22 protein-coding genes are annotated in these 23,258 nt (G+C 60.9%); 6 read left to right on the forward strand and 16 right to left on the reverse strand.

What is annotated here, in order from left to right:
- Window positions 1–62: 62 nt before the first annotated feature.
- From rssC to NQL71_RS09280, 3 genes are all read right to left on the reverse strand, one after another.
- The gene (gene rssC, locus NQL71_RS09270) at window positions 63–545 is read right to left on the reverse strand and encodes an anti-sigma factor antagonist RssC (RefSeq protein ID WP_020798473.1); all 483 of its coding nucleotides are present in this window, start codon (window positions 543–545) and stop codon (window positions 63–65) included.
- Window positions 545–1,726, reverse strand: a complete 1,182-nt coding sequence (gene rssB / locus NQL71_RS09275) for a two-component system response regulator RssB (protein WP_046819541.1) — start codon at window positions 1,724–1,726, stop codon at window positions 545–547. Before rssB ends, rssC begins: the two co-directional genes overlap by 1 nt.
- Before the next feature lie 329 nt (window positions 1,727–2,055).
- The gene (locus NQL71_RS09280; RefSeq protein ID WP_046819540.1) at window positions 2,056–2,745 is read right to left on the reverse strand and encodes an MlaA family lipoprotein; all 690 of its coding nucleotides are present in this window, start codon (window positions 2,743–2,745) and stop codon (window positions 2,056–2,058) included.
- Window positions 2,746–2,930: 185 nt separating this feature from the next.
- On the opposite strand from NQL71_RS09280, the gene pcrP reads away from it, so the two are divergent.
- Window positions 2,931–3,569, forward strand: coding sequence for an HAD superfamily inactivated hydrolase PcrP (gene pcrP, locus NQL71_RS09285; protein WP_274642551.1), 639 nt, complete (start codon window positions 2,931–2,933; stop codon window positions 3,567–3,569).
- 109 nt (window positions 3,570–3,678) lie between these two features.
- Window positions 3,679–3,942 (forward strand): DUF4404 family protein, encoded by a 264-nt coding sequence (locus NQL71_RS09290; protein WP_046819538.1) that lies wholly within the window; start codon window positions 3,679–3,681, stop codon window positions 3,940–3,942.
- A 190-nt stretch (window positions 3,943–4,132) separates the two neighbouring features.
- Here NQL71_RS09290 and queF read toward each other — a convergent pair whose 3' ends face one another.
- Both queF and copI read right to left on the reverse strand, forming a co-directional pair.
- Entirely contained in the window at window positions 4,133–4,963 is an 831-nt protein-coding gene (gene queF, locus NQL71_RS09300; RefSeq protein WP_274642552.1) for an NADPH-dependent 7-cyano-7-deazaguanine reductase QueF, read from the reverse strand.
- 61 nt (window positions 4,964–5,024) lie between these two features.
- Window positions 5,025–5,546, reverse strand: coding sequence for a copper-resistant cuproprotein CopI (gene copI, locus NQL71_RS09305; RefSeq protein ID WP_077183915.1), 522 nt, complete (start codon window positions 5,544–5,546; stop codon window positions 5,025–5,027).
- Between the two features lie 156 nt (window positions 5,547–5,702).
- On the opposite strand from copI, the gene NQL71_RS09310 reads away from it, so the two are divergent.
- Together NQL71_RS09310 and NQL71_RS09315 are read left to right on the forward strand one after the other, a co-directional pair.
- The gene (locus NQL71_RS09310; protein WP_166618960.1) at window positions 5,703–6,383 is read left to right on the forward strand and encodes a heavy metal response regulator transcription factor; all 681 of its coding nucleotides are present in this window, start codon (window positions 5,703–5,705) and stop codon (window positions 6,381–6,383) included.
- Complete coding sequence (locus NQL71_RS09315; protein WP_274642553.1) at window positions 6,383–7,732, forward strand: heavy metal sensor histidine kinase; 1,350 nt, start codon at window positions 6,383–6,385, stop codon at window positions 7,730–7,732. The genes NQL71_RS09310 and NQL71_RS09315 overlap by 1 nt, the downstream gene beginning before the upstream one ends.
- Before the next feature lie 101 nt (window positions 7,733–7,833).
- Here the strand turns inward: NQL71_RS09315 and NQL71_RS09320 are convergent, their stop codons facing one another.
- From NQL71_RS09320 to NQL71_RS09330, 3 genes are all read right to left on the reverse strand, one after another.
- A complete protein-coding gene (locus NQL71_RS09320) occupies window positions 7,834–9,078 on the reverse strand; it encodes a lipoprotein-releasing ABC transporter permease subunit (protein WP_274642554.1) in 1,245 nt (414 codons plus the stop codon).
- Window positions 9,079–9,144: 66 nt separating this feature from the next.
- Window positions 9,145–9,828 (reverse strand): lipoprotein-releasing ABC transporter ATP-binding protein LolD, encoded by a 684-nt coding sequence (gene lolD, locus NQL71_RS09325; protein WP_162837844.1) that lies wholly within the window; start codon window positions 9,826–9,828, stop codon window positions 9,145–9,147.
- 7 nt (window positions 9,829–9,835) lie between these two features.
- A complete protein-coding gene (locus NQL71_RS09330) occupies window positions 9,836–11,086 on the reverse strand; it encodes a lipoprotein-releasing ABC transporter permease subunit (protein WP_046819531.1) in 1,251 nt (416 codons plus the stop codon).
- 94 nt (window positions 11,087–11,180) lie between these two features.
- On the opposite strand from NQL71_RS09330, the gene NQL71_RS09335 reads away from it, so the two are divergent.
- Both NQL71_RS09335 and NQL71_RS09340 read left to right on the forward strand, forming a co-directional pair.
- Complete coding sequence (locus NQL71_RS09335; RefSeq protein ID WP_046819530.1) at window positions 11,181–11,762, forward strand: PilZ domain-containing protein; 582 nt, start codon at window positions 11,181–11,183, stop codon at window positions 11,760–11,762.
- A gap of 14 nt (window positions 11,763–11,776) precedes the next feature.
- Window positions 11,777–12,499, forward strand: coding sequence for a glycerophosphodiester phosphodiesterase (locus NQL71_RS09340; protein WP_046819529.1), 723 nt, complete (start codon window positions 11,777–11,779; stop codon window positions 12,497–12,499).
- Between the two features lie 42 nt (window positions 12,500–12,541).
- Here the strand turns inward: NQL71_RS09340 and sthA are convergent, their stop codons facing one another.
- The 8 genes from sthA to NQL71_RS09380 all read right to left on the reverse strand — a co-directional run bounded on the left by sthA (window position 12,542) and on the right by NQL71_RS09380 (window position 22,950).
- The gene (gene sthA / locus NQL71_RS09345; protein WP_008064424.1) at window positions 12,542–13,936 is read right to left on the reverse strand and encodes a Si-specific NAD(P)(+) transhydrogenase; all 1,395 of its coding nucleotides are present in this window, start codon (window positions 13,934–13,936) and stop codon (window positions 12,542–12,544) included.
- Window positions 13,937–14,143: 207 nt separating this feature from the next.
- Window positions 14,144–15,181: an FAD:protein FMN transferase gene (locus NQL71_RS09350; RefSeq protein WP_425520681.1), complete on the reverse strand. Its 1,038-nt coding sequence runs from the start codon at window positions 15,179–15,181 to the stop codon at window positions 14,144–14,146.
- Between the two features lie 161 nt (window positions 15,182–15,342).
- Entirely contained in the window at window positions 15,343–16,782 is a 1,440-nt protein-coding gene (locus NQL71_RS09355; RefSeq protein WP_274642555.1) for an efflux transporter outer membrane subunit, read from the reverse strand.
- 9 nt (window positions 16,783–16,791) lie between these two features.
- Window positions 16,792–18,942: a glycosyltransferase family 2 protein gene (locus tag NQL71_RS09360; RefSeq protein WP_077183919.1), complete on the reverse strand. Its 2,151-nt coding sequence runs from the start codon at window positions 18,940–18,942 to the stop codon at window positions 16,792–16,794.
- A gap of 1 nt (window position 18,943) precedes the next feature.
- Window positions 18,944–20,188: a hypothetical protein gene (locus tag NQL71_RS09365; protein ID WP_274642556.1), complete on the reverse strand. Its 1,245-nt coding sequence runs from the start codon at window positions 20,186–20,188 to the stop codon at window positions 18,944–18,946.
- Complete coding sequence (locus NQL71_RS09370; RefSeq protein ID WP_166618967.1) at window positions 20,185–21,390, reverse strand: HlyD family secretion protein; 1,206 nt, start codon at window positions 21,388–21,390, stop codon at window positions 20,185–20,187. The genes NQL71_RS09365 and NQL71_RS09370 overlap by 4 nt, the downstream gene beginning before the upstream one ends.
- Window positions 21,391–21,902: 512 nt before the next feature.
- Window positions 21,903–22,340 carry a hypothetical protein gene (locus tag NQL71_RS09375; protein WP_235431882.1) on the reverse strand — a complete coding sequence of 146 codons (438 nt, stop codon included), beginning with the start codon at window positions 22,338–22,340 and terminating at the stop codon, window positions 21,903–21,905.
- A gap of 199 nt (window positions 22,341–22,539) precedes the next feature.
- On the reverse strand, window positions 22,540–22,950 hold the full coding sequence (locus NQL71_RS09380; RefSeq protein WP_166618968.1) for a PAAR domain-containing protein: 411 nt from the start codon (window positions 22,948–22,950) through the stop codon (window positions 22,540–22,542).
- Window positions 22,951–23,258: the final 308 nt, after the last annotated feature.

Raw genomic sequence — 23,258 nt, forward strand, 5'->3', positions numbered from 1 at the left:
CCCATTGTAGGAGCTGGCTTGCCAGCGAAGGCGTCAGCAGGGTCGCCGCTGCGCCTGAGAAATCAATGCCGCTCCAGCGCATTCACCAGGTCATGAAAGGCTTCACGATTGGAGTCGTTCAAGCCCATGAGGATCTTGTGCGCTTCCAGCACCTTGATCCGCACCACCTCTTCCGACTGATCCTGATCAGGCAGGTCGTCCAGGCATTCCGGGCATGGCACCGGCTGGTCGACGATGTTGAACACCTGCTCGAACCCCATCGACTGCAACAGACGGGTGATGTCTTCGTGGGTGGTGACAACGGTGGGCAGCAGCCCGACCTTCTGCCGCGACAGGATCGACAGTTTGGCCAGCAGGCCCAGGGTCGTGCTGTCGATGCTGCGGGTTTCGGTCAGGTCGATCACGATCGCGTTGAAATTCAACGCGGTGAAGATCCGATCAATAGTCGCATCCAACGCCGAACACAGGGTCAGGCGAACTTCACCGACGAATTTCAGGACAAAGGTGCCGTCCTGCTCGGCGAACTGGATTCTACCGGTACTCATCAAAGATTCCTGCTCAACACCAACAGGGCGATATCATCCGGCATCTCCCCTAGCGTGGCCAATCCAAAAACCTGCCGCAGGCCATCCAGGCTGCCGCCCGCCGCCTTGACCCGTTCGGGCAACGCAGCTTCTTTTTCTTTGAGTGTGGGTTCTGGCAAAAGATCCAGAATGCCATCAGACATCAGCGTCAGGCTGAACGTCGGCGGCAATTCCAGCACGTGATCTTCATAGGTGGCTTCATTGAAGAGGCCTACCGGCAGACCACGCCCTTCCAGGTAACGAACACTGTCGGGTGTGTACAACACTGGCAACGGCAGATGACCACCGATGCTATAGGTCAACAAACCTGTCTCCTCGTCGATGACTCCACCGACCATTGTGACGTGTTTACCCAGCTTACAACTGATCAGGCCCCGGTTGATATGCCCAAGGACTTCTGACGGCTTGAATTCCGGCAAGGTGCCGTTGCGCTTGGACTCGAACAACAGGCGCGTGGTCATGAATTTCAACAGCACGGTGACGAAGGCTGAAGAGGCGCCATGACCGGAAACATCCGCCAGGTAGAACGCCACCCGACGCTCGTCGACCCGGAAATAGTCGACAAAATCACCCGACAGATACAGCGACGGAATGATCTGGTGGGCAAACTTGAAGTCGTCGATAGCCCAGGGACTGACCGGCAGCATGTTCATCTGCACCTGGCGACCGGCGTTCTGGTCTTCCTGGAGCAGGTTCAGGCTGGCGGCGAGCTCGCGGTTGGCCTTCTCCAGCTTCTCGCGGTAGCGCTGGTTTTCCATCAGCAGGCGCGCGCGATCCAGGGCCCGACGCACCGAGTGCTCGAGCACGGCCAGATCTTCGAGAGGCTTGATCAGGTAGTCCGCCGCACCCAGGCGCAAGGCCTCGACCGCGTCGTTCATGACGCCGGCACCCGACACCACGATCACCGGCGTTTGCGGCGACAGTTCGGTGACCTGGCGGATGAGTTCGAGCCCGCCCATCTGTGGCATGCGCAGATCGCAGATGACCAAGTCGGGCTTGTCTTGCTCGAATACCTGAAGACCCTGCTGGCCATTGCTGGCCTGCAAGACGCTGAAACCACTGTCTTCCAAATAGGCCGCGAGGCTCGCGCGCACTACTTCGTCATCATCGATTATCAGCAGCGTGGCACTGGTTTTTGGCATGTGGGCAAACGGCGCCAGAATTAGGTTGGCGTAGCGGCTCGGATTTTGGCCCGGCTCTGACTACTGGATTCGCTTTCTAGCCTCTCTGCTGCACTGTTTTCGAGCAATTGCCCGATCCACACGTACACCAGAGGTGCCCTTCTAAGGCGCAGACGGTACTCCCATCCGCGAGGCGTTTCAAGCTCACACCGATGGTCGCTTGACGCCGACAGTTTTCAAATCACCGGGAGTTATAAGAACCTGCAAAACCGAAACCCAATGTTAGGTCGCGCACAGCGATAAAAACGAACAAGGCGGCTCGATGGCCGCCTTGTCTTTACCGCTCGAAATCAGAAATCGTCTTCGACCTGGCCGTCTTTCACCTTGAATTCGCGGTTCTGCAGGTAGGCATTACGGATGAAGGTGTACTTGTCGCCGGTGATCAGCTTCTCGGAGGACAGCAGGCTCGCCCGGGTATCGACAATGTTCAGGCCGAAGATCGAGTTACGCACCGGCACATCGTTGATGTAGCGGTACGGGCCGGTGTAGCCGTCAACGTACTTCGAAGGCGCATCCCGCAGCGTGCTCGGGCCAAGCAGCGGCAGCATCACATAGGGACCGCTACCAACGCCCCAGTAACCCAGGGTCTGGCCGAAGTCTTCATCGTTGCGCTGCAGGCCCATCTTTGTACCCACATCGAAGAAGCCCAGCAGCCCGAAAGTGGTGTTGAAGAGCAGGCGCGCGGTGTCGACACCCGCCGCATGGGGTTTGACCTGCAGGATGTTGTTGGCGAGGTTGGTCACATCGCCGACGTTGCGAAACATGTTGTGGATGCCATCTTCAAAAAACTGTGGCGTCACGAACTGATAGCCCTGGGCCAGGGGTTTCAAGGCATAGGTATCGACGAAATCGTTGAACTGGAAGATCGGACGATTGATGCCTTCCCAAGGATCATCTTCCGAGGCGGCCTGGGCGGCAAACGGAACCAGCAGCGCACTGGCGCACACACAAAGCCGAGCGAGAGGATTGCTCCAGCGCATAGAAAAACTCCTTGGACTGTACCGTCACCGGGCGCTTGGCCCGGCGCAAAGACCGCAGTATAAGACGGATCGGCCACTTTAGGCAGCATAGGGCCCGCTCCCCGTGCTGCGCGAGCGATTCACCCCAGTGTCACTCAACTGTCACCGTCGCCCCTTAGCCTTGAGGCTATTTCAGGGACGTTGACATGCCGCACGCCGAAATCACCCCGCAAACCGCGCCCAACCTGACTGCCGTGCTGTTCGGCCTGAGTGGTTGCCTGGTGGATTTCGGCGCCTGTACGCGCCTGCAGGGCGACCCTGGCGCCGCCCACGCCGAGGCCACCCCCGGCGCCCTGGACAGCCTGCACAGCTTGCAGCGCCAGCAGATCCCCTGTGCCTGGCTCGATGAGCTGCCTCCCTCGACCAGCCATGCCTTGGCGATCGGGCTGCCGCAATGGATCAAGCCTTCGCCGCCCCTGCAGCCGCTGCAACAGTTTGCAACAATCAAACCCTGGCCGGCACCGGATGCCTGCTGGCAAGCCTTGATGGCCCTGGACATCGAACGCCTGGATGGTTGCGTGCTGGTCAGCGGCGAGCCGCGACTGCTGCAATCGGGCCTCAATGCCGGGTTGTGGACCATCGGCCTGGCGTCCTGCGGCTCCCTCTGCGGGCTGTCCCCAGCGCAATGGCAGGCATTGTCCGCACAGGAGCGCGACATCAAGCGTAGCAAGGCCACGGTGCAGCTGTTCAGCCTGGGCGTGCATTCGGTGATCGATCACCTCGGTGAGCTCGACACCTGCCTGGCAGACATCAGCTTGCGTCGGCTGAAGGGCGAAAAGCCCTGACAGAGATCATGCAGTGTTCGCGCGAGTGGATTAATCTTAAGGTAAGCCATAGACCTTTGGCGCGCCGTCGCGGTCTATGCCAGTGCCTATCGATAAAAGGAAGAACGCCATGTCTGCCCGCGAACTGCAAGACCAGCTCAATGCCCTGCGCGAGCAATTGGACAAGAATCCTCCGCTGACCGACGTCGAGCGTGAGGACCTGCACAACCTGATGCAACAGATCGAATTTGAGCTGGAACTGGAAACCAAGACCCAGGACGTCAACCTCGTCGATAACGTCAACCTGGCCGTCGAACGCTTCGAACTCGAACATCCGACCCTCTCCGACGCCCTGCGCCGGATTGGCACGGCCCTGTACAGCATGGGGATCTGATTGCCCCGCCATACAAAAAAAGCCCTGCCAGCACTGGCAGGGCTTTTTCATTTCTACACGTTGAAACACCGTCCCCTGTGGGAGCGAGCCTGCTCGCGAAGGCGCCGTGTCAGTCGACATCACCGCTGAATGACACACCGCATTCGCGAGCAGGCTCGCTCCCACATTGGATATCGCACATTCTGGATTTTTATTGACGAACCAGGCGGTGGTTCGGCAACTGCACTTCTTCAGTACTGCGATACGGGTTGATATCCAACCCGCCCCGCCGCACATACCGTGCATACACCGTCAGTTTTTCCGGCTTCAGCAACCGCTGCAAATCAAGGAAAATCCGCTCCACGCACTGCTCATGGAAGTCCGAGTGCTGGCGGAAGCTGACGATGTATTCGAGCAGGCTTGCGTGATCCAGCGCCGCGCCACGGTACTCCACCGCCACACTGCCCCAGTCCGGCTGGCTGGTGACCGGGCAATTGGACTTGAGCAAATGGCTGTGCACGCTCTCCTCGACAATACGCGAGTCATCGCAACGCAGCAGTTCCGGACGCGGGTGCTCGTAGTTGCTGACGCTGATGTCCAGGTCGTCAATGCACACACCCGGCAACGCCACTACACCTTCGGCCTCGACCTCTTTCAGGCTGCGGATGCGCACGCCCACGGTCTTGCCGGCGGCGGCCGACAGGTCTTTGGCCAGGGTGGCTTCAAGGCTGGCGGTGTCGGCAAACGGCGTCTGGTTCAAGGAGTTGAGGTAGAGCTTGAACGACTTGGATTCGATGATGTTCGGCGAATCCGCCGGAATGCTGAACTCGCCGATCGCCACCACCGGCTTGCCCGACGGCAACAACCACGACAGTTCGAAGCAGTTCCAGAAATCCACGCCGCTATACGGCAGGGTTTGCGCCGTCAGGCCCAGCTCGGCCCATTTCGCGGTGCGCGGGATCGGGAATAGCAGGGACGGTGTGTAAGTGGCGATGTATTCGCTGGATTTGCCCAGCGGCGAGTGTTCGGCTGCGGGATGCATGGCGGAAACCTGACTGAAGAATCAGCGGATTCTACCAGCCTTTGCCGCAGCCTTTGAGTGCTTACTGACTGACAGTCAACTTGCCCACCATGCCAGCCTGGTAATGACCAGGAATGTTGCAGGCAAATTCAAGGCGGGTGGCCTCGCTGAAAGTCCAGGTCAGCTCGGCGGTCTTGCCCGGCGCCACCAGCACGCTGTTGGGGTCGTCGTGTTGCATGGCATGCCCCATTCCGGCCATGGCGCTGTGGTCCATTGCCTGCATGCCGGTAGGCGTGAGCATGCCGTGTTCCTGCATCTGCAGCATTTCCTGCTGGTGCCGGGCATGCATCGCCGCATCGCCGAGGTTGAATTCGTGCAGCAACTGGCCTTTATTGACCAGCACGAAGCGCACCGTTTCCCCGGCCTTGATCTCGATCGACTTGGGAGTGAACGTCATGTCAGCCATGTCCACCTCGATGCTGCGGGTCGCCTTGGCAGCCGGTGCCGGCTGACCGAAATCCCAGGTTTGCGCCGGGGACGCCGACACCGGCGAACTCAGCGCCAACAGACAGCTGGCCAACAACAGGGATTTGCGCAAAAACATCGACGTACTCCAACAAGATTAAGGTTCAGCCTGTGGAAAACTCTAAACTGCTACCGCTGCCCGTTACCTGACAACCAGATTACAACTTTGTCAGCAAGGCCCGCAGCGTCGTCGCCCACGGTATAACGCTGTCGTTCCCTTTAGCCCGAGTCGCCCATGAAACTGCTGATCGTCGAAGACCAACCGAAAACCGGCCAATACCTGCGCCAGGGCCTGACCGAGGCGGGATTCACCACGGAACTGGTGGCCGACGGCAGCACCGGCCAGCAACTGGCGCTGAGTGGCGGCTATGCCCTGTTGATTCTCGACGTGATGCTGCCCGGGCGCGATGGCTGGCAGATCCTGCAAGCGGTGCGCAATGCCGGCCTCGACACGCCGGTACTGTTCCTGACTGCCCGGGACGCCGTGGAAGACCGGGTACACGGCCTGGAACTCGGCGCCGACGATTACCTGGTCAAGCCGTTCGCCTTCTCCGAGCTACTCGCCCGGGTCCGCAGCCTGTTGCGCCGTGGCAGTACCCCGCCCCAGGAAACCAGCCTGCAACTGGCCGACCTGCGCCTGGACCTGATCCGCCGCCGGGTCGAACGCAGCGGCCAACGCATCGACCTGACCGCCAAGGAGTTCGCCCTGCTGGAAATGCTCCTGCGCCGCCAGGGCGAAGTCCTGCCCAAATCACTGATCGCGTCCCAGGTCTGGGACATGAATTTCGACAGCGAAACCAACGTCATCGAAGTCGCGATCCGCCGCTTGCGCCTGAAAATCGACGACGAGTTCCCGAACAAACTGATCCACACCGTGCGCGGCATGGGCTACGTACTTGAAGAGCGCCAGCCCTGATGCGCCGGCTGTCCTTGAGCGCTCGCCTGGCCCTGCTGTTCGCCGCTTGCACCGCCGTGGTCTCGATGTTCGCCGGCGTGCTGTTCAGCCGCGCCAGCGAGGCGCACTTCATCGAGCTCGATCAACAGTTGCTGGACGCCAGGCTGATCGGGCTGCGACGGGCGTTGCCGGACATTCAGTCAAGCGACCGTGAAACCCGGCTGGCCGACGAACTGAGCCAACAGTCCGATCTGTCTCTGCGCATCAGTGGCAGCGACGGTCGCCGCTGGTATGACAGCTCCCCGCGCCTGCCGCAGACATTGCCGCGCCAGCCCGGCTTGTCCACGGTGAGTCACGACGGCACCGATTACCGCGTGCTGAACGCGCCGCTGTACCTCGACAAGCCCGATTCGCCGCAACTGACCCTGCTGCTGGACATCACCCATCACCAGCATTTTCTGCAGCGCATGCAACACCTGATCTGGCTGACGGTCAGCCTGTCCGCCCTGGCGACTGCCCTGCTCGGTGCCTGGGCGGCCCGCAGCGGCCTGCGACCATTGCGCCGCATGAGCGCGGTCGCGCGCGGGGTCTCGGCGCAATCGCTGAACGCACGCCTGCCGGAAGAAAACATGCCGCCGGAACTTGCCGAAATGGCCCACCACTTCAACGCCATGCTCGGGCGCCTCGACGACTCTTTCCAGCGGCTCTCGGCCTTCTCCGCCGACATCGCCCATGAGCTACGCACGCCGCTGTCGAACCTGCTGACCCACACCCAGGTCACCCTCACTCGAGAACGGCCCCTTGAGGATTACCGCGAGGCGCTGCACAGCAACCTCGAAGAGCTGCAATGGATGGCGCAACTGGTCAACGACATGCTGTACCTGGCCAAAGCCGACCACGGCCTGCTGATGCCCAAGCGCGAACCGCTGGCACTGGCGGAGGAAGTGGATGTGTTGCTGGAGTTTTTTGCGCCGCTGGCCGAGGACGCGCGGGTGACGCTCAAGCGCGACGGGCACGCTCGCCTGCAAGGCGACCGCAGCATGCTGCGTCGGGCGCTGTCTAATTTGCTGGACAATGCGTTGCGGTTTACCCCGGCCGGGGGGGAGGTGCGGGTGCGGATTATCGATCGGGTCGATGGCTTGAGGCTGACAGTGGAAAATAGCGGTGACGGGATTTCAGCGGATTTGCTGCCGCGGCTGTTTGACCGTTTTTACCGGGCCGATCCGGCGCGCCATGAGGGCAGCAGTGAGCATGCGGGGTTGGGGTTGGCGATTACCCAGTCGATTGTCCGTGCCCATGGCGGGCAGATTCGGTGTGAGTCGGCTGATGGGTGGACGCGGTTTGTGATTGAGCTGCCCAAGGGAGATTGAGGCCGGCAGGTCCGGCCCCTTCGCGAGCAGGCTCGCTCCCACATTGGATTTGTGAGCACAGCAGATCCAATGTGGGAGCGGGCTTGCTCGCGAAAGCGGTGTTACGAATACCGCAACGCGTGAGCCGGCTCGATCTTCGCCGCGCGCCACGCCGGGTAAACCGTGGCCAGGAAGCTCATGACAAACCCTGCCGTGCAGATCAGCGCGACGTCTGCGCCCTGCAATTCGGACGGCAGGTTGCTGACGAAATACACATCGGAACTGAAGATGTGCTGCCCGCTGACCCGCTCTACCCAACCCACCATCGCGCTGACGTTCAACGCCGCAATCACCCCCAGCACGCCACCGATCAAGGTGCCGACGATCCCGATCACGGTGCCCTGCACGATGAAGATCGCCATGATCTGCCGAGGCGTGGCGCCGATGGTGCGCAAAATCGCGATGTCCGCGCCCTTGTCGTTCACGACCATGATCAAGGTCGCGATGATGTTGAACGCCGCCACCGCGACAATCATCAGCAACAACAGGCCGATCATGGTTTTTTCCATCTTCATCGCACTGAACAGGCTGCCCTGGGTGTGGGTCCAGTCGTCAGCCTTGTAGGCACCGCCCAAGCCACTGGCGATGTCGCTCGACACTTGCGGCGCGGCGTACAGGTCCTTCACCGCCAGGCGCACGCTTTGCACCTGGTTCGGCGCCCAATGCTGCATCGCCGCGGCATCGGCCATGTGGATCAGCGCCATCGAACCGTCCAGCTCGGCACCGACCTTGAACACCCCGACCACGTTCAGCCGCTGCATGCGCGGGGTGATACCCCCCGGCGCATTGCTGACTTCCGGCACGATCAGGGTGATCTTGTCACCGACATTCAGGCGAAACCGCCGCGCCGTGATCTCGCCGATCACCACGCCAAACTCACCCGGTTTCAAGGCATCCAGGCGCCCCTGGACGATATGCTGGGCAACGATCGACACCTTCCCTTCCAGCGCCGGATCGACGCCGCTGACCTGGATCGGCTGCATCGTGCCCTTGTAGGACAGCATGCCTTCCATCTCGGTGAACGGCACGGCGGCCGTCACTTGCGGGTTTTTCATCGCGGCGGCCGCCACGGGCTGCCAGTCATCGATGGGATTGACCCCGACGATGGTCGCGTGCGGGACCATGCCGAGAATGCGTGAGCTCATTTCGCGCTGGAAGCCGTTCATCACCGACAGCACCACGATCATCGCCAGCACGCCCAGGGCGAGGCCGATCATCGAGGTCATCGAGATGAAGGAAACGAAGCGATTGCGGCGCTTGGCGCGGGTATAGCGCGTGCCGATAAAGATCGATAACGGTCTGAACATTCGCTGGGGCACCGTATGAAAATAAAAGACCCGACGGGCTTTTCAGCGCCGTCGGGTGGCAAGCGGTCAGATAGGCGTCAGGCAACCTTCCTGCAAGTGCAGGACGCGGTCCATCTGGCGAGCCAGGTTCATGTCGTGGGTCACCACCAGGAACGCGGTGCGCATCGAGGTGCTGAGTTCCAGCATCAAGTCCTGGATGCCCTGGGCGGTGTGGGAGTCGAGGTTGCCGGTCGGCTCGTCGAGCATCACAAGGCCTGGATTGTTCACCAGGGCGCGGGCGATGGCCACACGCTGGCGCTCGCCACCGGACAATTCCGCCGGCTTGTGCTCCAGGCGATGGCCCAGCCCTACCCGCGTCAGCAACGCCGTGGCACGTTTACGCGCCTCGGGGATCGCGGTCTTGCCGATCAGCAACGGCATGCAGACGTTTTCCAGGGCGGTGAATTCCGGCAGCAGGTGGTGAAACTGGTACACGAAGCCCAGGGCGCGGTTACGCAGCAGCCCGCGCTTCTTTTCGCTCAATGCCGACAGCTCTTCGCCGTCGAGCCAGACGCTGCCCTTGGTCGGCGTATCGAGGCCGCCCAGCAGGTTGAGCAAGGTACTCTTGCCCGAGCCCGACTTGCCGACAATCGCCACACGCTCGCCCGGGTGCAACTCCAGTTGCAGGCCCGCCAACACTTCAACCGACTCCGGGCCTTCCTCGTAGGACTTGCCCAGGCTGCGGCAGCTCAAGATTGCTTTATCACTCATGCCCGACTCACTCATAACGTAACGCCTCCGCCGGCTGGGTGCGCGCGGCACGCCAGGCGGGATACAGGGTGGCGAGGAAACTCAGGACCAACGCCGCGCAGCAGACCATCAGGACATCCTGGCTCTGCACCTGCGACGGCAGGTAATCGATGAAATACACGTCGGCGTTGAGAAACTTGTGGCCGATCAGGCCTTCAAGCGCCGAGATGGCCGCGCTGACATTGAGCGCGGCGAAAATCCCGACCACCGCGCCGATGGCCGTGCCGACCACGCCGATCACCGTACCCTGGACCATGAAGGTGCGCATGATCGTGCCCGGCGTGGCACCGAGGGTACGCAGGATCGCGATGTCGCTCTTCTTGTCGTTCACCACCATTACCAGTGTGGAAATGATGTTGAACGCAGCGACCGCGACGATCAGCAGCAACAACAGGCCGATCATGGCTTTTTCCATGCGGATCGCCTGATACAGGTTGCCGTGGGTGCGGGTCCAGTCGCGGGCGTAGAAATGGTCTTCGCCCAGCTCGCGGGCGATGCTCCACGCCGTGCGCGGAGCCTGGAACAGGTCGTCGAACTTCAGCCGCAGGCCCTGCACCTGATCCGGCTTCCAGCGATGCAACCGCGCCAGATCCTGCAGGTTGGTGACGCCCAGGTAACCATCGAGCTCGCCGGCGCCGACATGGAAAATGCCGACCACGGTAAAGCGCTTCATGCGCGGGAACATCCCGGCGGGGGTCACGGTGACTTCCGGCGCCACGAACGTCAGCTTGTCGCCCACGGCCGCACCGAGCTTGGCCGCCGCCTTGTCGCCGATGACGATACCGAACTCGCCCGGCACCAGGTCGTCGAGTTTGCCCTGGGTCATGAAGTTGTCGATGATCGACACCTGGCGTTCCTGCGCCGGGTCAATGGCATTGAGCAGGATCTTGTTGACCTTGCCGTTGTTGGTCAGCAAACCCTGCATCTGCGTGAACGGTGCTACAGCCGTCACCTGCGGGTTCTGCTTGACCTTGGCGGCCAGGCCTTGCCAATCGCTGATCGGCTCGCCGGACTCGATGGTCGCGTGGGGCACCATGCCCAGCACACGGGTGCGCATCTCATGATCGAAGCCGTTCATGACCGACAGCACCACGATCATCACGACCACGCCGAGGGCGAGTCCGATCATCGAGGTCAGGGAAATGAATGACACAAAATGATTGCGACGCTTTGCACGGGTATAACGCGTGCCTATAAATACGAAGAGAGGTCTGAACATGTCGGGGCTTGTTCGGAGGGAAAAGGAACGTCCTTGTGGCGGGGGTCGATAACCAGCTTTACACTCAGACCACCGCCGCTACCATGGGTTCGCCATGTCGACATTAGATGAAGAAGATCGCCGCGAATACTACCGTATCGAGGACATGATCGCACTGGAAATTCGGCCCCTGTCTGCCCTCGAAGCCGCCGGGCAGGAAGTGTTGCAGGATGCTTCCCCACTCTTCAATCTGCTCAGCGAACTGCACCTGAGCGAATTCGAGTCGCAGCACCTGCTGCGCCAGATCAGCGAGCGCGACCGCAACCTCGCGGCGTTCCTCAAATCCCAGAACAAGCGCATCGACCTGCTCAGCCAGGTGATCGCCATCACCGTGCTCGGGCAGATCGGTGAACCGCAGCCGGTGATCATCTCCGAAGGCGGCATCGACTTCCAGCACCCTTCCCCCATCGCCGCCGGTTCGCGCCTGTCGGTCAAGCTGGTGCTGATGCCCCAGGCCCTGGGCCTGTTGCTGCGCGCGCGTGTCACCCATTGCGACCGCAAGGGCGAGGGCTATGACGTCGGCACCGAGTTCGAACACCTGACCGACGCCCAGCGACAACTGTTGGCGCGCCATATCTTGCAAAGGCAGGCCCAGGAACGACGCCTGGCCCGCGAACTGAACGAATCAGGCATTTAAATCAAGGAATAATCGTGACCCTCATCTACGGCCACCGCGGCGCCAAGGGCGAAGCACCGGAAAATACCCTGACCAGCTTTCAGGAATGTCTCAAGCACGGCGTGCGCCGTTGTGAACTGGACCTGCACCTGTCCATGGACGGCGAGCTGATGGTCATCCACGATCCGACGCTCAAGCGCACCACCGACCGGCGCGGCAAGGTGGTCGAGCACACCGCCGCGGAGCTGGTGACCTACGACGCACGCAAGGGTGGCCCGGGCTGGATCAAGCCGTGCCCGATTCCGACCCTGGAAGAGCTGTTCGAGAAATGCGACTTCGAGCACTGGCAGCTGGAGGTCAAGAGCGCTTCACGCACCCGCGCCGCCACGACGGTGCTGGCGATTCGTGAAATGGCCCAGCGTCATGGCCTGCTGGACAGGATCACGATCACCTCGAGTTCGCGGGAAGTACTGAAAGCGGCCCTGGACCTGGTGCCGGACGTGTCCCGCGGCCTGGTGGCCGAATACGCCTGGCTCGACCCATTGAAGGTCGCGCAAGGCTACGGCTGCGAGATCCTGGCGCTGAACTGGACCCTGTGTACGCCGGAACGCCTGCAGAAGGCGCAGCGCCAGGGGCTGCATGTGTCGGTGTGGACAGTCAACGAACCCGCGCTGATGCGCAGGCTCGCTGATTTCGGCGTTGACAGCCTGATTACAGACTTTCCCGGTTTGGCCACCGCCACGCTCGAGAATTGCTGAAATCGGTCTCCCCGGCCGGCTCAGGCCACCGGCCGGAGCCGCTCAAAAAAGCCGGTTGAGGCCGTCGTACGCGGCGACCCGATAGGCTTCGGCCATGGTCGGGTAGTTGAACGTGGTGTTGACGAAGTACTTCAAGGTGTTCAGCTCACCCGGCTGGTTCATGATCGCCTGGCCGATGTGCACGATCTCCGATGCCTGGTAGCCGAAGCAGTGAACGCCCAGCACTTCCAGGGTTTCACGGTGGAACAGGATCTTCAGCATGCCTTGTGGCTCGCCGGCGATCTGCGCCCGGGCCATGCTCTTGAAGAACGCCTTGCCCACTTCATACGGCACCTTGGCCTGGGTCAGCTCCTGCTCGTTCTTGCCGATCGAACTGATCTCGGGGATGGTGTAGATCCCGGTCGGTACGTCGTTGACGAAACGCCAGCTGCCGTTGTCGACAATGCTGCCAGCGGCCGAACGGCCCTGGTCGTGGGCGGCACTGGCCAGGCTCGGCCAGCCGATCACGTCGCCGGCGCCGTAGATGTTCTGGATGGCAGTGCGGTACGCCTCGTCGACTTCGATCTGGCCACGGCTATTGACCTTAACGCCGATGTTTTCCAGGCCCAGCTGATCGGTGTTGCCGGTACGGCCGTTACACCAGAGCAAGGCGTCGGCCTTGATCTTCTTGCCGGACTTGAGGTGCAGGATCACGCCGTTGTCCACGCCTTCGACGCGGTCGTACTCTTCGTTGTGGCGAACCGTGATGTTGTTGTTGCTGAAGTGGTAGCTCAGGGCCTGGGAAATTTCCGAGTCGAGGAAGCTCAGCAACTGACCGCGGTTGTCCACCAGTTCGACCAGAACACCCAGGCCGCTGAAGATCGAGGCGTATTCGCAACCGATCACGCCGGCGCCATAAACGATGAGTTTACGCGGGGTGTGGCCGAGGCTGAGGATGGTGTCGCTATCGTAGATACGCGGGTGGTGGAAATCGATGTCCGCCGGGCGATAAGGGCGCGAACCGGTGGCGATGATGATGTGCTTGGCCACCAGCTTTTCCACCACGCCATTGGCGCAGACCACTTCGATGGTTTGCTCGTCGGCGAAACTGCCGGTGCCGAAGAACACGTCGACGCGGTTACGGGCGTAGTAGCCGGTGCGCGAGGCCACTTGCTTGGAGATCACTTTTTCCGCGCTTTTCAACACGTCCGGGAAGGAAAACCAGCGCGGCTCACCAATGGCCCGGAACATCGGGTTGGTGTTGAACTGCATGATCTGCCGGACCGAGTGACGCAGTGCCTTGGACGGGATGGTGCCCAAGTGAGTGCAGTTGCCGCCGACCTGGCGACGGCTATCGACCATCGCCACCTTGCGCCCTGCCTTGGCGGCGTTCATTGCCGCGCCTTCCCCCGCCGGGCCGGAACCCAACACCACCACGTCGTAGTTGTAGACAGCCATGCGTACTCCTCAGAACAGGCCGTGGCGCCAACGGCACCTGCGGCTAAATCACGCCAATCTGTGGCATGAAGGAACAATTTGGGGCCCATGCAGAACCCGGACACAGTCTATAGAAGCGTCAACGCCGCGCACATTAACCCTTGGTCGCGTCGTAGGCTAGTTTTGCCTGCACTACAACGCCAGGTTTCAATGCCCGGATCACCGCAATCATTCGGTTTTTTCGCCACTCAAGCGGGCAAAAGCGTGACTGCTTCGTGTGACGAAACCTGAATCGACCCGCATCACAAAAAATGCGCCGATGTCGTGTTTTTCTGCGTAGTCCCAACCCCGCTCCGGGCCGAGAATCAGCAACAGCGTCGATAAGCCATCGGCCATCAGCGCTGAAGGATGAATCACTGTGACTGACGCCAGGTTGTGTGAGACCGGTGTACCGGTGCGGGCATCAAGGGTGTGGGAAAAACGCCGGCCGCCCTGTACGAAATAATTTCTATAGTCGCCGGACGTCGACAAGCCATAGCCGTCGACGGCAATGATGCGCTCGCTCACTTGTTGATCGTCGCGGGGTTCTTCCAGGGCGATGCGCCACGGCGAGCCGTCGAGTTTCCTGCCTGCCGCCTTGAGTTCGCCGGTGGCTTCGGCGAGGTAGTCGTGGATGCCCAGGGCCTCGAGCTTCGCGGCAATGGTGTCCACCGCATAGCCGGCCGCGAGGCTGTTGAAGTCGACCTCGACGGCGGCGTCCTTGCACAGCCGGTCGCCATCGATGCGCAGATGATCGTGACCGACACTTCGGCGCGCCTCGGCCAACGCTTGGGTCGTAGGGATTTTTTCTTCGCGGGCTTGGGGGCCGAAACCCCAGAGGTTGAGCAGCGGTTCGACCGTCAGATCGAAGGCGCCGTCGCTTTGCACGGACAGCTGCTCGCCGATGCGGACCAATTCGAGGATCGGAGCGGGCATGGCCAGACAGTTATTGGCGGGCAAAGCATTGAAGCGCTCGATGTCCGAGTCGCTGCGGTAGGTCGACAGTTGCCGGTCGACTTCAGCGAGGATTTTTTCGACCTGAATCCGGACCTCGGCCGGGGCGGGAACTCCCGCGCGGCGCACGTACTGGATCGAATAGGTGCTGCCCATGGTTGGCCCACCGAAGCTTTCCATGGATTCGCCAGTGCCGCAGGCGGACAAGGTGCCCATCAACCCAAAGACAACGGCCTGCCATCTGTTCAACAAGTCCCCCACTCCCCACGGCATTTCCTGACCCAACGCCAAGGTGGTCATTATGCGATAGAACTGTGGGAGCGGGCTTGCTCGCGAAGGCGTAGTGTCAGTCACCGATGATGTTGCCTGACACTACGCCTTCGCGAGCAAGCCCGCTCCCACAGTGGATTGTGGTGTGAGTGAACTTGTGTGGTTCAACGATCCGCCATCTTCAACGACTGGCTCCACCCTCCTCCCAACGCCTTGTACAACGTCACCTGATTGATCTCCCGCGCCAACTCCAGCTGTGCCCATTTCTGCTGCGCATCGAACAACGAGCGCTGCGCATCCATGGTGGAAAAATAGCTGTCGAGCCCCGACTCGAAGCGCAGGCGCGACTGCCGGTAGGCTTCCTGATAGTCCCCCACCAGTTTTTTCTGGTACTCGACCTGGCTGAGCATTTCCTGCCGCGCATTCAGGGCATCGGCCGCTTCGCGAAAAGCGTTCTGCACCGTGGCTTCATAGGCCGCCGCCTGGCCGTCGAAACGGGCGTGACTGGCATCCACCTGCGCCCGCCGCGCGCCACCGTCGATCAAGGGCAACGAACCGGCCAGCGCCAGCGACCAGAATTGCGCCGGGCCCGTGAGCAATTGGGAGAATTCCCCGGTCAGGCTGCCCAGGGCCGAGGTCAGGGAAAAGGTCGGGAAGTACGCCGTGCGTGCCGCGCCGATATCCGCGTTGGCGGCACGCAGCTGCGCCTCGGCAGACATGATGTCGGGCCGCCGCTCGACCAGCGCCGAAGGCAAACCCGCCGGCACGTCCAGCGTCGCCATCTGCTCACCCAGCGCGCCGGTCGGCAGCAACCCCACCGGCACCGGCTGCCCCACCAACACCCGCAACGCATTGGTGTTCTGCGCCACTTGCATGCGATAGGTATTGACCTGCACCGCCGCCGTATTGGTTTGCGCATCCGCCTGGTGGACATCGATCCGCGCACTGGAACCGAGGTTATAACTCTTGCGCAACAGCTGCCCGTAACGGTCCTGGGATTGCCAGGTGGTCTGCGCCAGGTCGAGCAAATGCTGGTTGGCCTTGAGGCTCAGCCAGGTGCTGGCGACTTCACCGATCAGCGCCAGCCGCGCCGCCTGGTAATCCGCCTCGGACGCTTCGAACCGCGCCCCGGCGGCATTGCGCTGGCTGCGGATACGCCCGAACAGGTCCAGCTCGTAGGAGGTAAAACCCGCCGTTGCCTGATACGTATTGGCGATGCTGCCAGCGGTATCGCCGCCCCCAGGCGTGCGCACCAATGGCGGTAACTTGCTGCGACCGGCGTAAGTGTCGATGCCAATGGTAGGAAAAAGCCCCGAGCGCGCACTGTCATACCCGGCCCGCGCCTCTTCGACACTGGCCGCGAACTGGCGCAGGCTGCGATTGTTGGCCAGGGCCATGTCGATCAACTGGCGCAGGCGCTCGTCGACTACAAAACCGCGCCAGTCCTTATCGAACGCCTGCTTGCCGTTGCAACATTCACCGGCGGCATTGGCTGGCCATTGCTGGTCGATGGGTGCTTCGGGTTTCTCGTAGGTCGGTTCCAGCGAACAACCGCCGAGCAAAAACAAGGTCATGAAACATGAAGTGGGCAAGCAACTGTTCATGGCGCGCACCTAGAAACGTTGGCCGAGCAAAGCTCGCAAGGGGGAAAGAAGCAACGACCACAGGCCCGTCCGGCCGACACTGATGTGCGGCAGCGCCTGCTTACGCGAACGCACACTGATGGGCCGCCAGCGCGGTGCAGGGACATAGGTCGGTGCCCTGGCCGGCTTGGCGACGCGCGGCGCCAGGCGTTTTTCGCCGATCAACGAGCGCTGCAGCAAGGTGCCGAAGGCCTGTGCCGGTTGCGCCTTGCTGACCACGTTGATCGTGGCGTCACTGAACAGCCGGGCGATCAGTTGCCGCCGCAACCCTTCGTCGAGGTCGGCAAACCTCAGGCCCAATTGGTCCGCGCCGTGATTGCGCATGACTTCAACGTCGAGCCAGCCCAGCTTGTCGACCCATATCTGGCCGCACAGGCCTGGCTTGATCGAGGACGCGAAGGCGCAGTTCAGCGACGCGCCGCTGAGGGAGATATCCACCAGGCGGCCCGCCAGGACCTTGCCGCCAAAACGAAAACCGGTGGGCTTGTCGAACGGAAAACGCTCTTCGCCATGCAAGCGCGGCCGGTCGACACAGGCCACCAGGGTCGCCAGGTTGTACACCAGCGCGACCACCGTCCAACACAGGTTGAACAGCATGTTGCCGTCGAACGCGGCGGCGGTGCTGATGGCGACGTAGGCGCCGAACTGGGACAGCAGGGTCAGGGCCAGGAAGAAGCCGAACAGCTTCCAGTGGACCATGGTTTTCGTCCGGTCCAGGCCCTTGGCGGTGACCTTGAACGGCCTGCCGAACGGACGAAGCATGGCGCTGGCGATGGTCGCCGTGACCGCCAGCGAGGCCACGATCTGCGTGACCTCGGTGAAGATTGGCAAGGTTCGCCGGTCCGTCACCCAGGTCCCGTAGCCCCAGAAGGCAATCAGCGCCGGCATGCCGAACGCCAGGAAATCCACCGGATTGGCGTAGAACCCGGCGATGCCGAAGTACCAGTACAGCACCGGCGACACCAGCATCATCAAAATGAACGGCTTGGAAAACCAGTGCATCAGCCCATGGATATAGTGCAGCCGGTCATTGAGCGTGTAGCCGCTGCCGCGCAACGGGCCTTCCTTGAGCAGCGCCACCTGGATCGTGCCCAGGCACCAGCGCCCGCGCTGATTGATGTACTCGGTCAAGCCTTCGGCAGACAAGCCAATGGACAGGCGCTCGTTCAACCAGCGGGTGACGTAGCCTTTCTGCAGCAACCGGTAGGTTGTGTAGATGTCTTCGCAGACCGAACCTGTAGGAAAACCGCCGATGTCGGTAATCAAATCGCGTCGCACCACGAAGGACGTACCGACACAAAACGCCGCATCCCAACCATCCTTGGCTGGCTGGAACACATCGAAGAACACCCGCTGCTCATCCACCCAGCAGGCTGAAGTGCCGAGGTTGTGCTGGATCGGATCGGGGTTGTAGTAGAACTGTGGCGTCTGCACCAGGCCGACCCTGGGGTCGTCGAACAGCCCCAGGGTGCGCAAGAGGATTGGCTGCTGCGGTGCAAAGTCGGCGTCGAGCACCAGGATGTACGGCGCATTGCTGAGGGCCGCCGACTGGCGCAGACCGTTGTTCAGGTTGCCCGCCTTGGCGTGGGAGTTGTCGGGGCGCCGCGCGTACTGCACCCCCATCTCGGCGCAGTAGTCACGCAACCAGTCGCGCCGGGTGTCGTCGAGTACCCAAATGGTGAAGTTCGGGTAGTCGATGGCCTGGGCGGCAATAATGGTTTTTTCGAGGATTTCCAGGCCCTCGTTGTAGGTGGCGATGAAGATATCCACCGCCGGCACCGCGTTGCCTTGCTGGCGCAGGCGGCGTTCGCCGGCATCGGCGGCTTTGTGGTGATCGGTGCGACAGAGCATCACGACGATGGAAAACAGCGTGTACCCAATCGCCAGCATCTCGAAGAACAGGAAGGTGTAGGCCCAGACCGTGGCGAATCCGGAATGACCGTCGGGCAAAGTGTCGCGAATCCGCCAGGCCGCATAATTGATCAGCAGGAAGGCGGTGATGGCACCGAAACCGACCCGCGCGGCCCATTGATCACGGTGGGTCAGGCAGGTGAACAGAATCACCGCCGCCAGGGTCCAGACATTGATTTGCAGCAGTTGCAGCGAGTCCAGTGCCTGCATGTCAGTCAGCCTCTTGCGAACCGGTAAAGGGATTGACGCCGGTGGCGGCAATCGCCGCCCACGCTGTGGCGCCCAAGTGAGGCAGGTGGTAATAGAAAAAATCGTTGCTGACCGAGTCCGGGCCTATCGCCAGCCCGGTACTGATACGTGCTTGCGGCGTGGCGAACAGCCAACCGTTGCCGGCCTGCTGGGCCAGCAGCACGCGCCACAGCGGCTGGGCTTTGTCACCCAGGCCGCTCAAGCGCGCCACCGCAGCGGCCTGGGCGGTGCCTTCGGTCCACAGGCCATCGGGGTCGCGGTTGAAACCGTAACCTTCGCCGGCACGGTGCGCCTGGTCGATGAAGGCGAAGACCCGCCGCCAGTCCTTGGGCGGCTCATGCAGGGCGATCAAGGGCCAGATCTGTGCGTCGAGCCCTGAGCGCACGCGATCCGAGGTCTGACCATCCGCGCCGGTACCGATCAGGAAGCGCCCTTCCCCGGCATCCCATTGGCTCGCGACAAACTGCCGGGCGATCCGCGCCTGTTTCGCTGCGTCCTGATTCGGCGCGACTGCGTCGAGTGCCGACCACGCCGCCGCGAGGTCGACGTTGTGCTCGGTGGATTTCCAGTTCTGCTGGACCTGCTTGTCAAAGTACCCGTAATAGCCGCCACTGAATCCGGCGGGCGACTGCCCGTCGTAGGTGTTTTGCTGCGACCAGTGCAGGGCTTTGCGCGCGGCCTCAAGATAGGACGCCTCGCCGCTCTGTCGATAGGCCTCCAACAGGGCCAGTGCCGCCCAGGCCTGATTGCCGGTGGCGCTGCTGACTTGATAGGCGTCCTGGTTCCAGGCGTTGCGCTCGACACTCCAATAGCCCGGCAACTTCATCGACGGCGCGGCCACCGGGCCGGCGGCGTAGGCGTTGCGCAGGCGTCCGTCCTGGTACTCCGGATCGTGCCGCGTGGCGAAAGCCAACGCATCGGCAATCCGCCGCGCCGATTCGGCCTTGCCGCAGGCAAACAGGGCGATGCTGGCCAGTGCGTTGTCGTAGGTGAACGCCACGCCGCGCAACGCCAGGATCGGCGCGGGCTGGCCATCCAGCGGCGGATAACTGGCCAGCAGTACCGGGCCCGCTGGCTGCGATGTCACGGCCTGATCCAGGGCGGCGCAGGTCATTGCCGCCAGTTGCGGCCGGGCTTGCGCGGCCCATCCGCTTGCCGCGCCGATCATCAACGTCAGCCCCACCATCGCTCGCAATAGAATATTCATGGCCGCGACACCTCGGCACTGGCCCACAACCCCGGGTTGCAGGTCATGGCACGCTGGCTGTCCGTGAGGTCAGTGGCAAAGGTGCCGACCACGTACACCGAATTCTGCTCGGCATAGGGAAACGGCACGCTGTAGGTATTGGCGCGGATGTCCGACGCACTGGACAGCAACTGCACCACACTGGCCTTGAGCGGCTGGTCGAGGCCGCGGATTTTCACGGTGAGCACGCTGTCGCGGTCGATCTTGCTGGCCATGCGCTCGGGGAACACCGCAATCACGTAGCTCTGCGCACAATCGGTGGCCCGCAGCAGGGTCGAGCCAGCCTGCACCAGGGTGCCCTGGGGCGCCAGCAGCTCCTGGACGGTCCCCGGTGAATACGCCACGACGTCGTAGCCGGCCATCAACTTGATCCGGTTCTGCTCGGTATCGATCAGCTGGTTGAGGTTGGCGAGTTCCTGCTGATAGGTCGCCCGGTTGCGCGCCTGATTCTCCAGGCTGAGCTTGAGCGTGGTCATCTGCGCACTGAGATCGAACATGCGCAGTTGATCGGGATCGAGGTAGACCCGCTTGTTGGCCGCACTGACGTCACCATCAGTGATCCGCAACTGCGAACGCACCGACTCGGCCGCGCCCTGCAACGACGCCAATTGGGCTTTCGACGACGCCACCACCGCCCCACTGACCGCACCCTGGACGAACAACTCGAGATTGCGCTCGACCGTTTCCTGGGCATCGATCAACCGCGCACTGGCGGCACTGTTCTCGGCTTTCAGGGCTTTTTGCGTGTAGAGCTGGCGGGTATGAAAGGCGGCCTGGTACTGCTGGCTGGTCTTCTCCAGCTCCTCGTAATAACGCTGATCGTGCTCGGCCTGACTGGCCGAAGACGACAACTGCTGCTCCAACGTCAGGCGCCGGGTTTGCAGGGTCAACAAGGTTTCCTGATTCGCCCGCGGGTTTTCCACCACGGCAATCTTCTGGCCCTGGGTAAACGTCACCCCCGGCTTGACCGCCAGGGAACTCACCACGCCATCAATCGGCGTGGTCAACAGAATCACCGGCGCATTCAGAATCGCCCGGGTGGCAGAGGCTGACACCAGTGGCATGAGCAAAGTCGACATCAACAGCCAGACAACAAACCCCAACACACCCAACCCCACCAGGCGCGGTAACAGCGACAACAACTTCGATCGTTCTTCCGCCATGTTCGACTCTCCCGATAGACCAACCGCATATCAGCCAGGCAATAGCGGGCCTGACTGCGAAAACACTTTTGGCAGGGTGAGCAAAACGTAATGGGTCTGTGCACGGCAATTAAGCCGACGCTGATTGATGTGATTTTTATTGTGATGTGAGCGGAAATGGGATTCCCGTCTTTTTGGAGAGTTGCTGTAAAGCATGACGTTCGTAATGCCCGAGGCAGAGCGGGCGGTGTCATGGGCGACACTAGATTCAGTGCTTGGGGGTGTCAAGTAAATGAATGGAGCAATTAAATGACGTCAAATATGTAGCGGATTGATGATTGGATCCACGGCATGTGTTAGAGCCAAACTTGGCGGCAACCTGTTATTTTTATTGGTGGTTTTTATTTTTTATGGCGAATTGAACTTTGCATTGGATTTTAGATAATTCTTAAATGATGAGTGGACAGATTAAAATGATATAAGCCAGTCCCGATCGGACCAGGAGACGGCGTTCGCTCATGCTTCGGCACCTTTCAGGGGCGCGCGTAGTCAGTGGTGCATTGTTTCAAGCGATCTAAATCAGTGCCGCTGCCTACACTGAGATCAATATCGCCGTTCGCATCGAGGTAGATGTGCGTATTTGGCCACTTCGGGGTTATGTTGATGCAGTGGGGGCGAACGGTTTTGCTCCACCAGGATATTTCCATGAAAAACTTCTCATCTGGAAACAAGAACCCATGATCCGTTGTACTGTTTCCGGGAGGCATCCCACCTTTGTATATCCGATGTTGCACATTCCAGAAGATCCGCAGTTCGCTTGCGCCATTTTTAGAATAATGGACGGTTGCACTGGGTAGAACATAGGCATTCCAGAGAGCCATCAGTTGCAATAGCAACAATGGCAGCAGCAAGGGTAAAAACGGAATCCAAAACCTCCACAAGTACCGAGATCGGGATTTATTTACAAACACGGGCAAGGACTCCACCCCTTTATGTGGTACTCATTGTCGAGGGCAGTCCGTTAACCGATTTGAATCGGCTGCACTAGTGCGACCAGTATCGAAAACCCCATCTGCTCCAATGTATATGCTGGTCGTTGGCCACTCAGGATTAATCCTTATGCAATGACTTTTCCCTGATACAGTCCAGTCAAACTGCATAAAGAAATTATCATCTTTGAAAAGGTGGCCAGGACCTCCTGTTGAGTGGCCAGGGGATATTTTCCCTCGAAATATATCGTGCTGAGTATTTAGAACAAAACTCAACTTCCGCGACCCTCGTAGCTTGCAGCGAAGGGCTTGAGGCACTTTGATAAGTTGCCGTGAGCACCGTGGCGATCAGCCGAGCCTTGCAGGGGCAATTGCTGTAACTGTCCAGCGTGCCCGCCATGGCCTTTCCATGACTGATCATGTGCGAAATGCCGCCGACGATCCGATAGGTCTTCCCGTCTTCTCCACAGGTGACGCGATCACCATCGCGGGCGTGGGCAATGCCGAACATCATGATCCGGGTGTCACCATCGAGAACCTGGCCACCACAGGTGGTTCGGTCATTCAAACCGATGAAATGTCCTTTTTTCATTGAATTCCCACTCCGCTACTTGCGGCCGAGCCCGGAAAGTTAACGAAGTGAGGTTGTAACCGCCGCTCAGCGAAGCAAGAGTTGTCCAGACTGCACAGAGACTCTGGAGAATACGAGGGCTGCAAGCGTGCATTCATTTCAAACGCCTTATTCCTGGAAAGGTGTTCAGAAATGATGCGATGGACGCTGACAGCGTTGCGACTGCCGAGGCGAAGTGAAAAAGACGATTCAGAAGATTCGTCAAACGAAACTGTCTTTTTCCTACAGGAATGTTTTTATTCGGAAAGAACAATCTGAAAGGCACACAA

Origin of the sequence: Pseudomonas serbica (assembly GCF_028823535.1) — a bacterium.
Taxonomy (GTDB): domain Bacteria; phylum Pseudomonadota; class Gammaproteobacteria; order Pseudomonadales; family Pseudomonadaceae; genus Aquipseudomonas; species Aquipseudomonas serbica.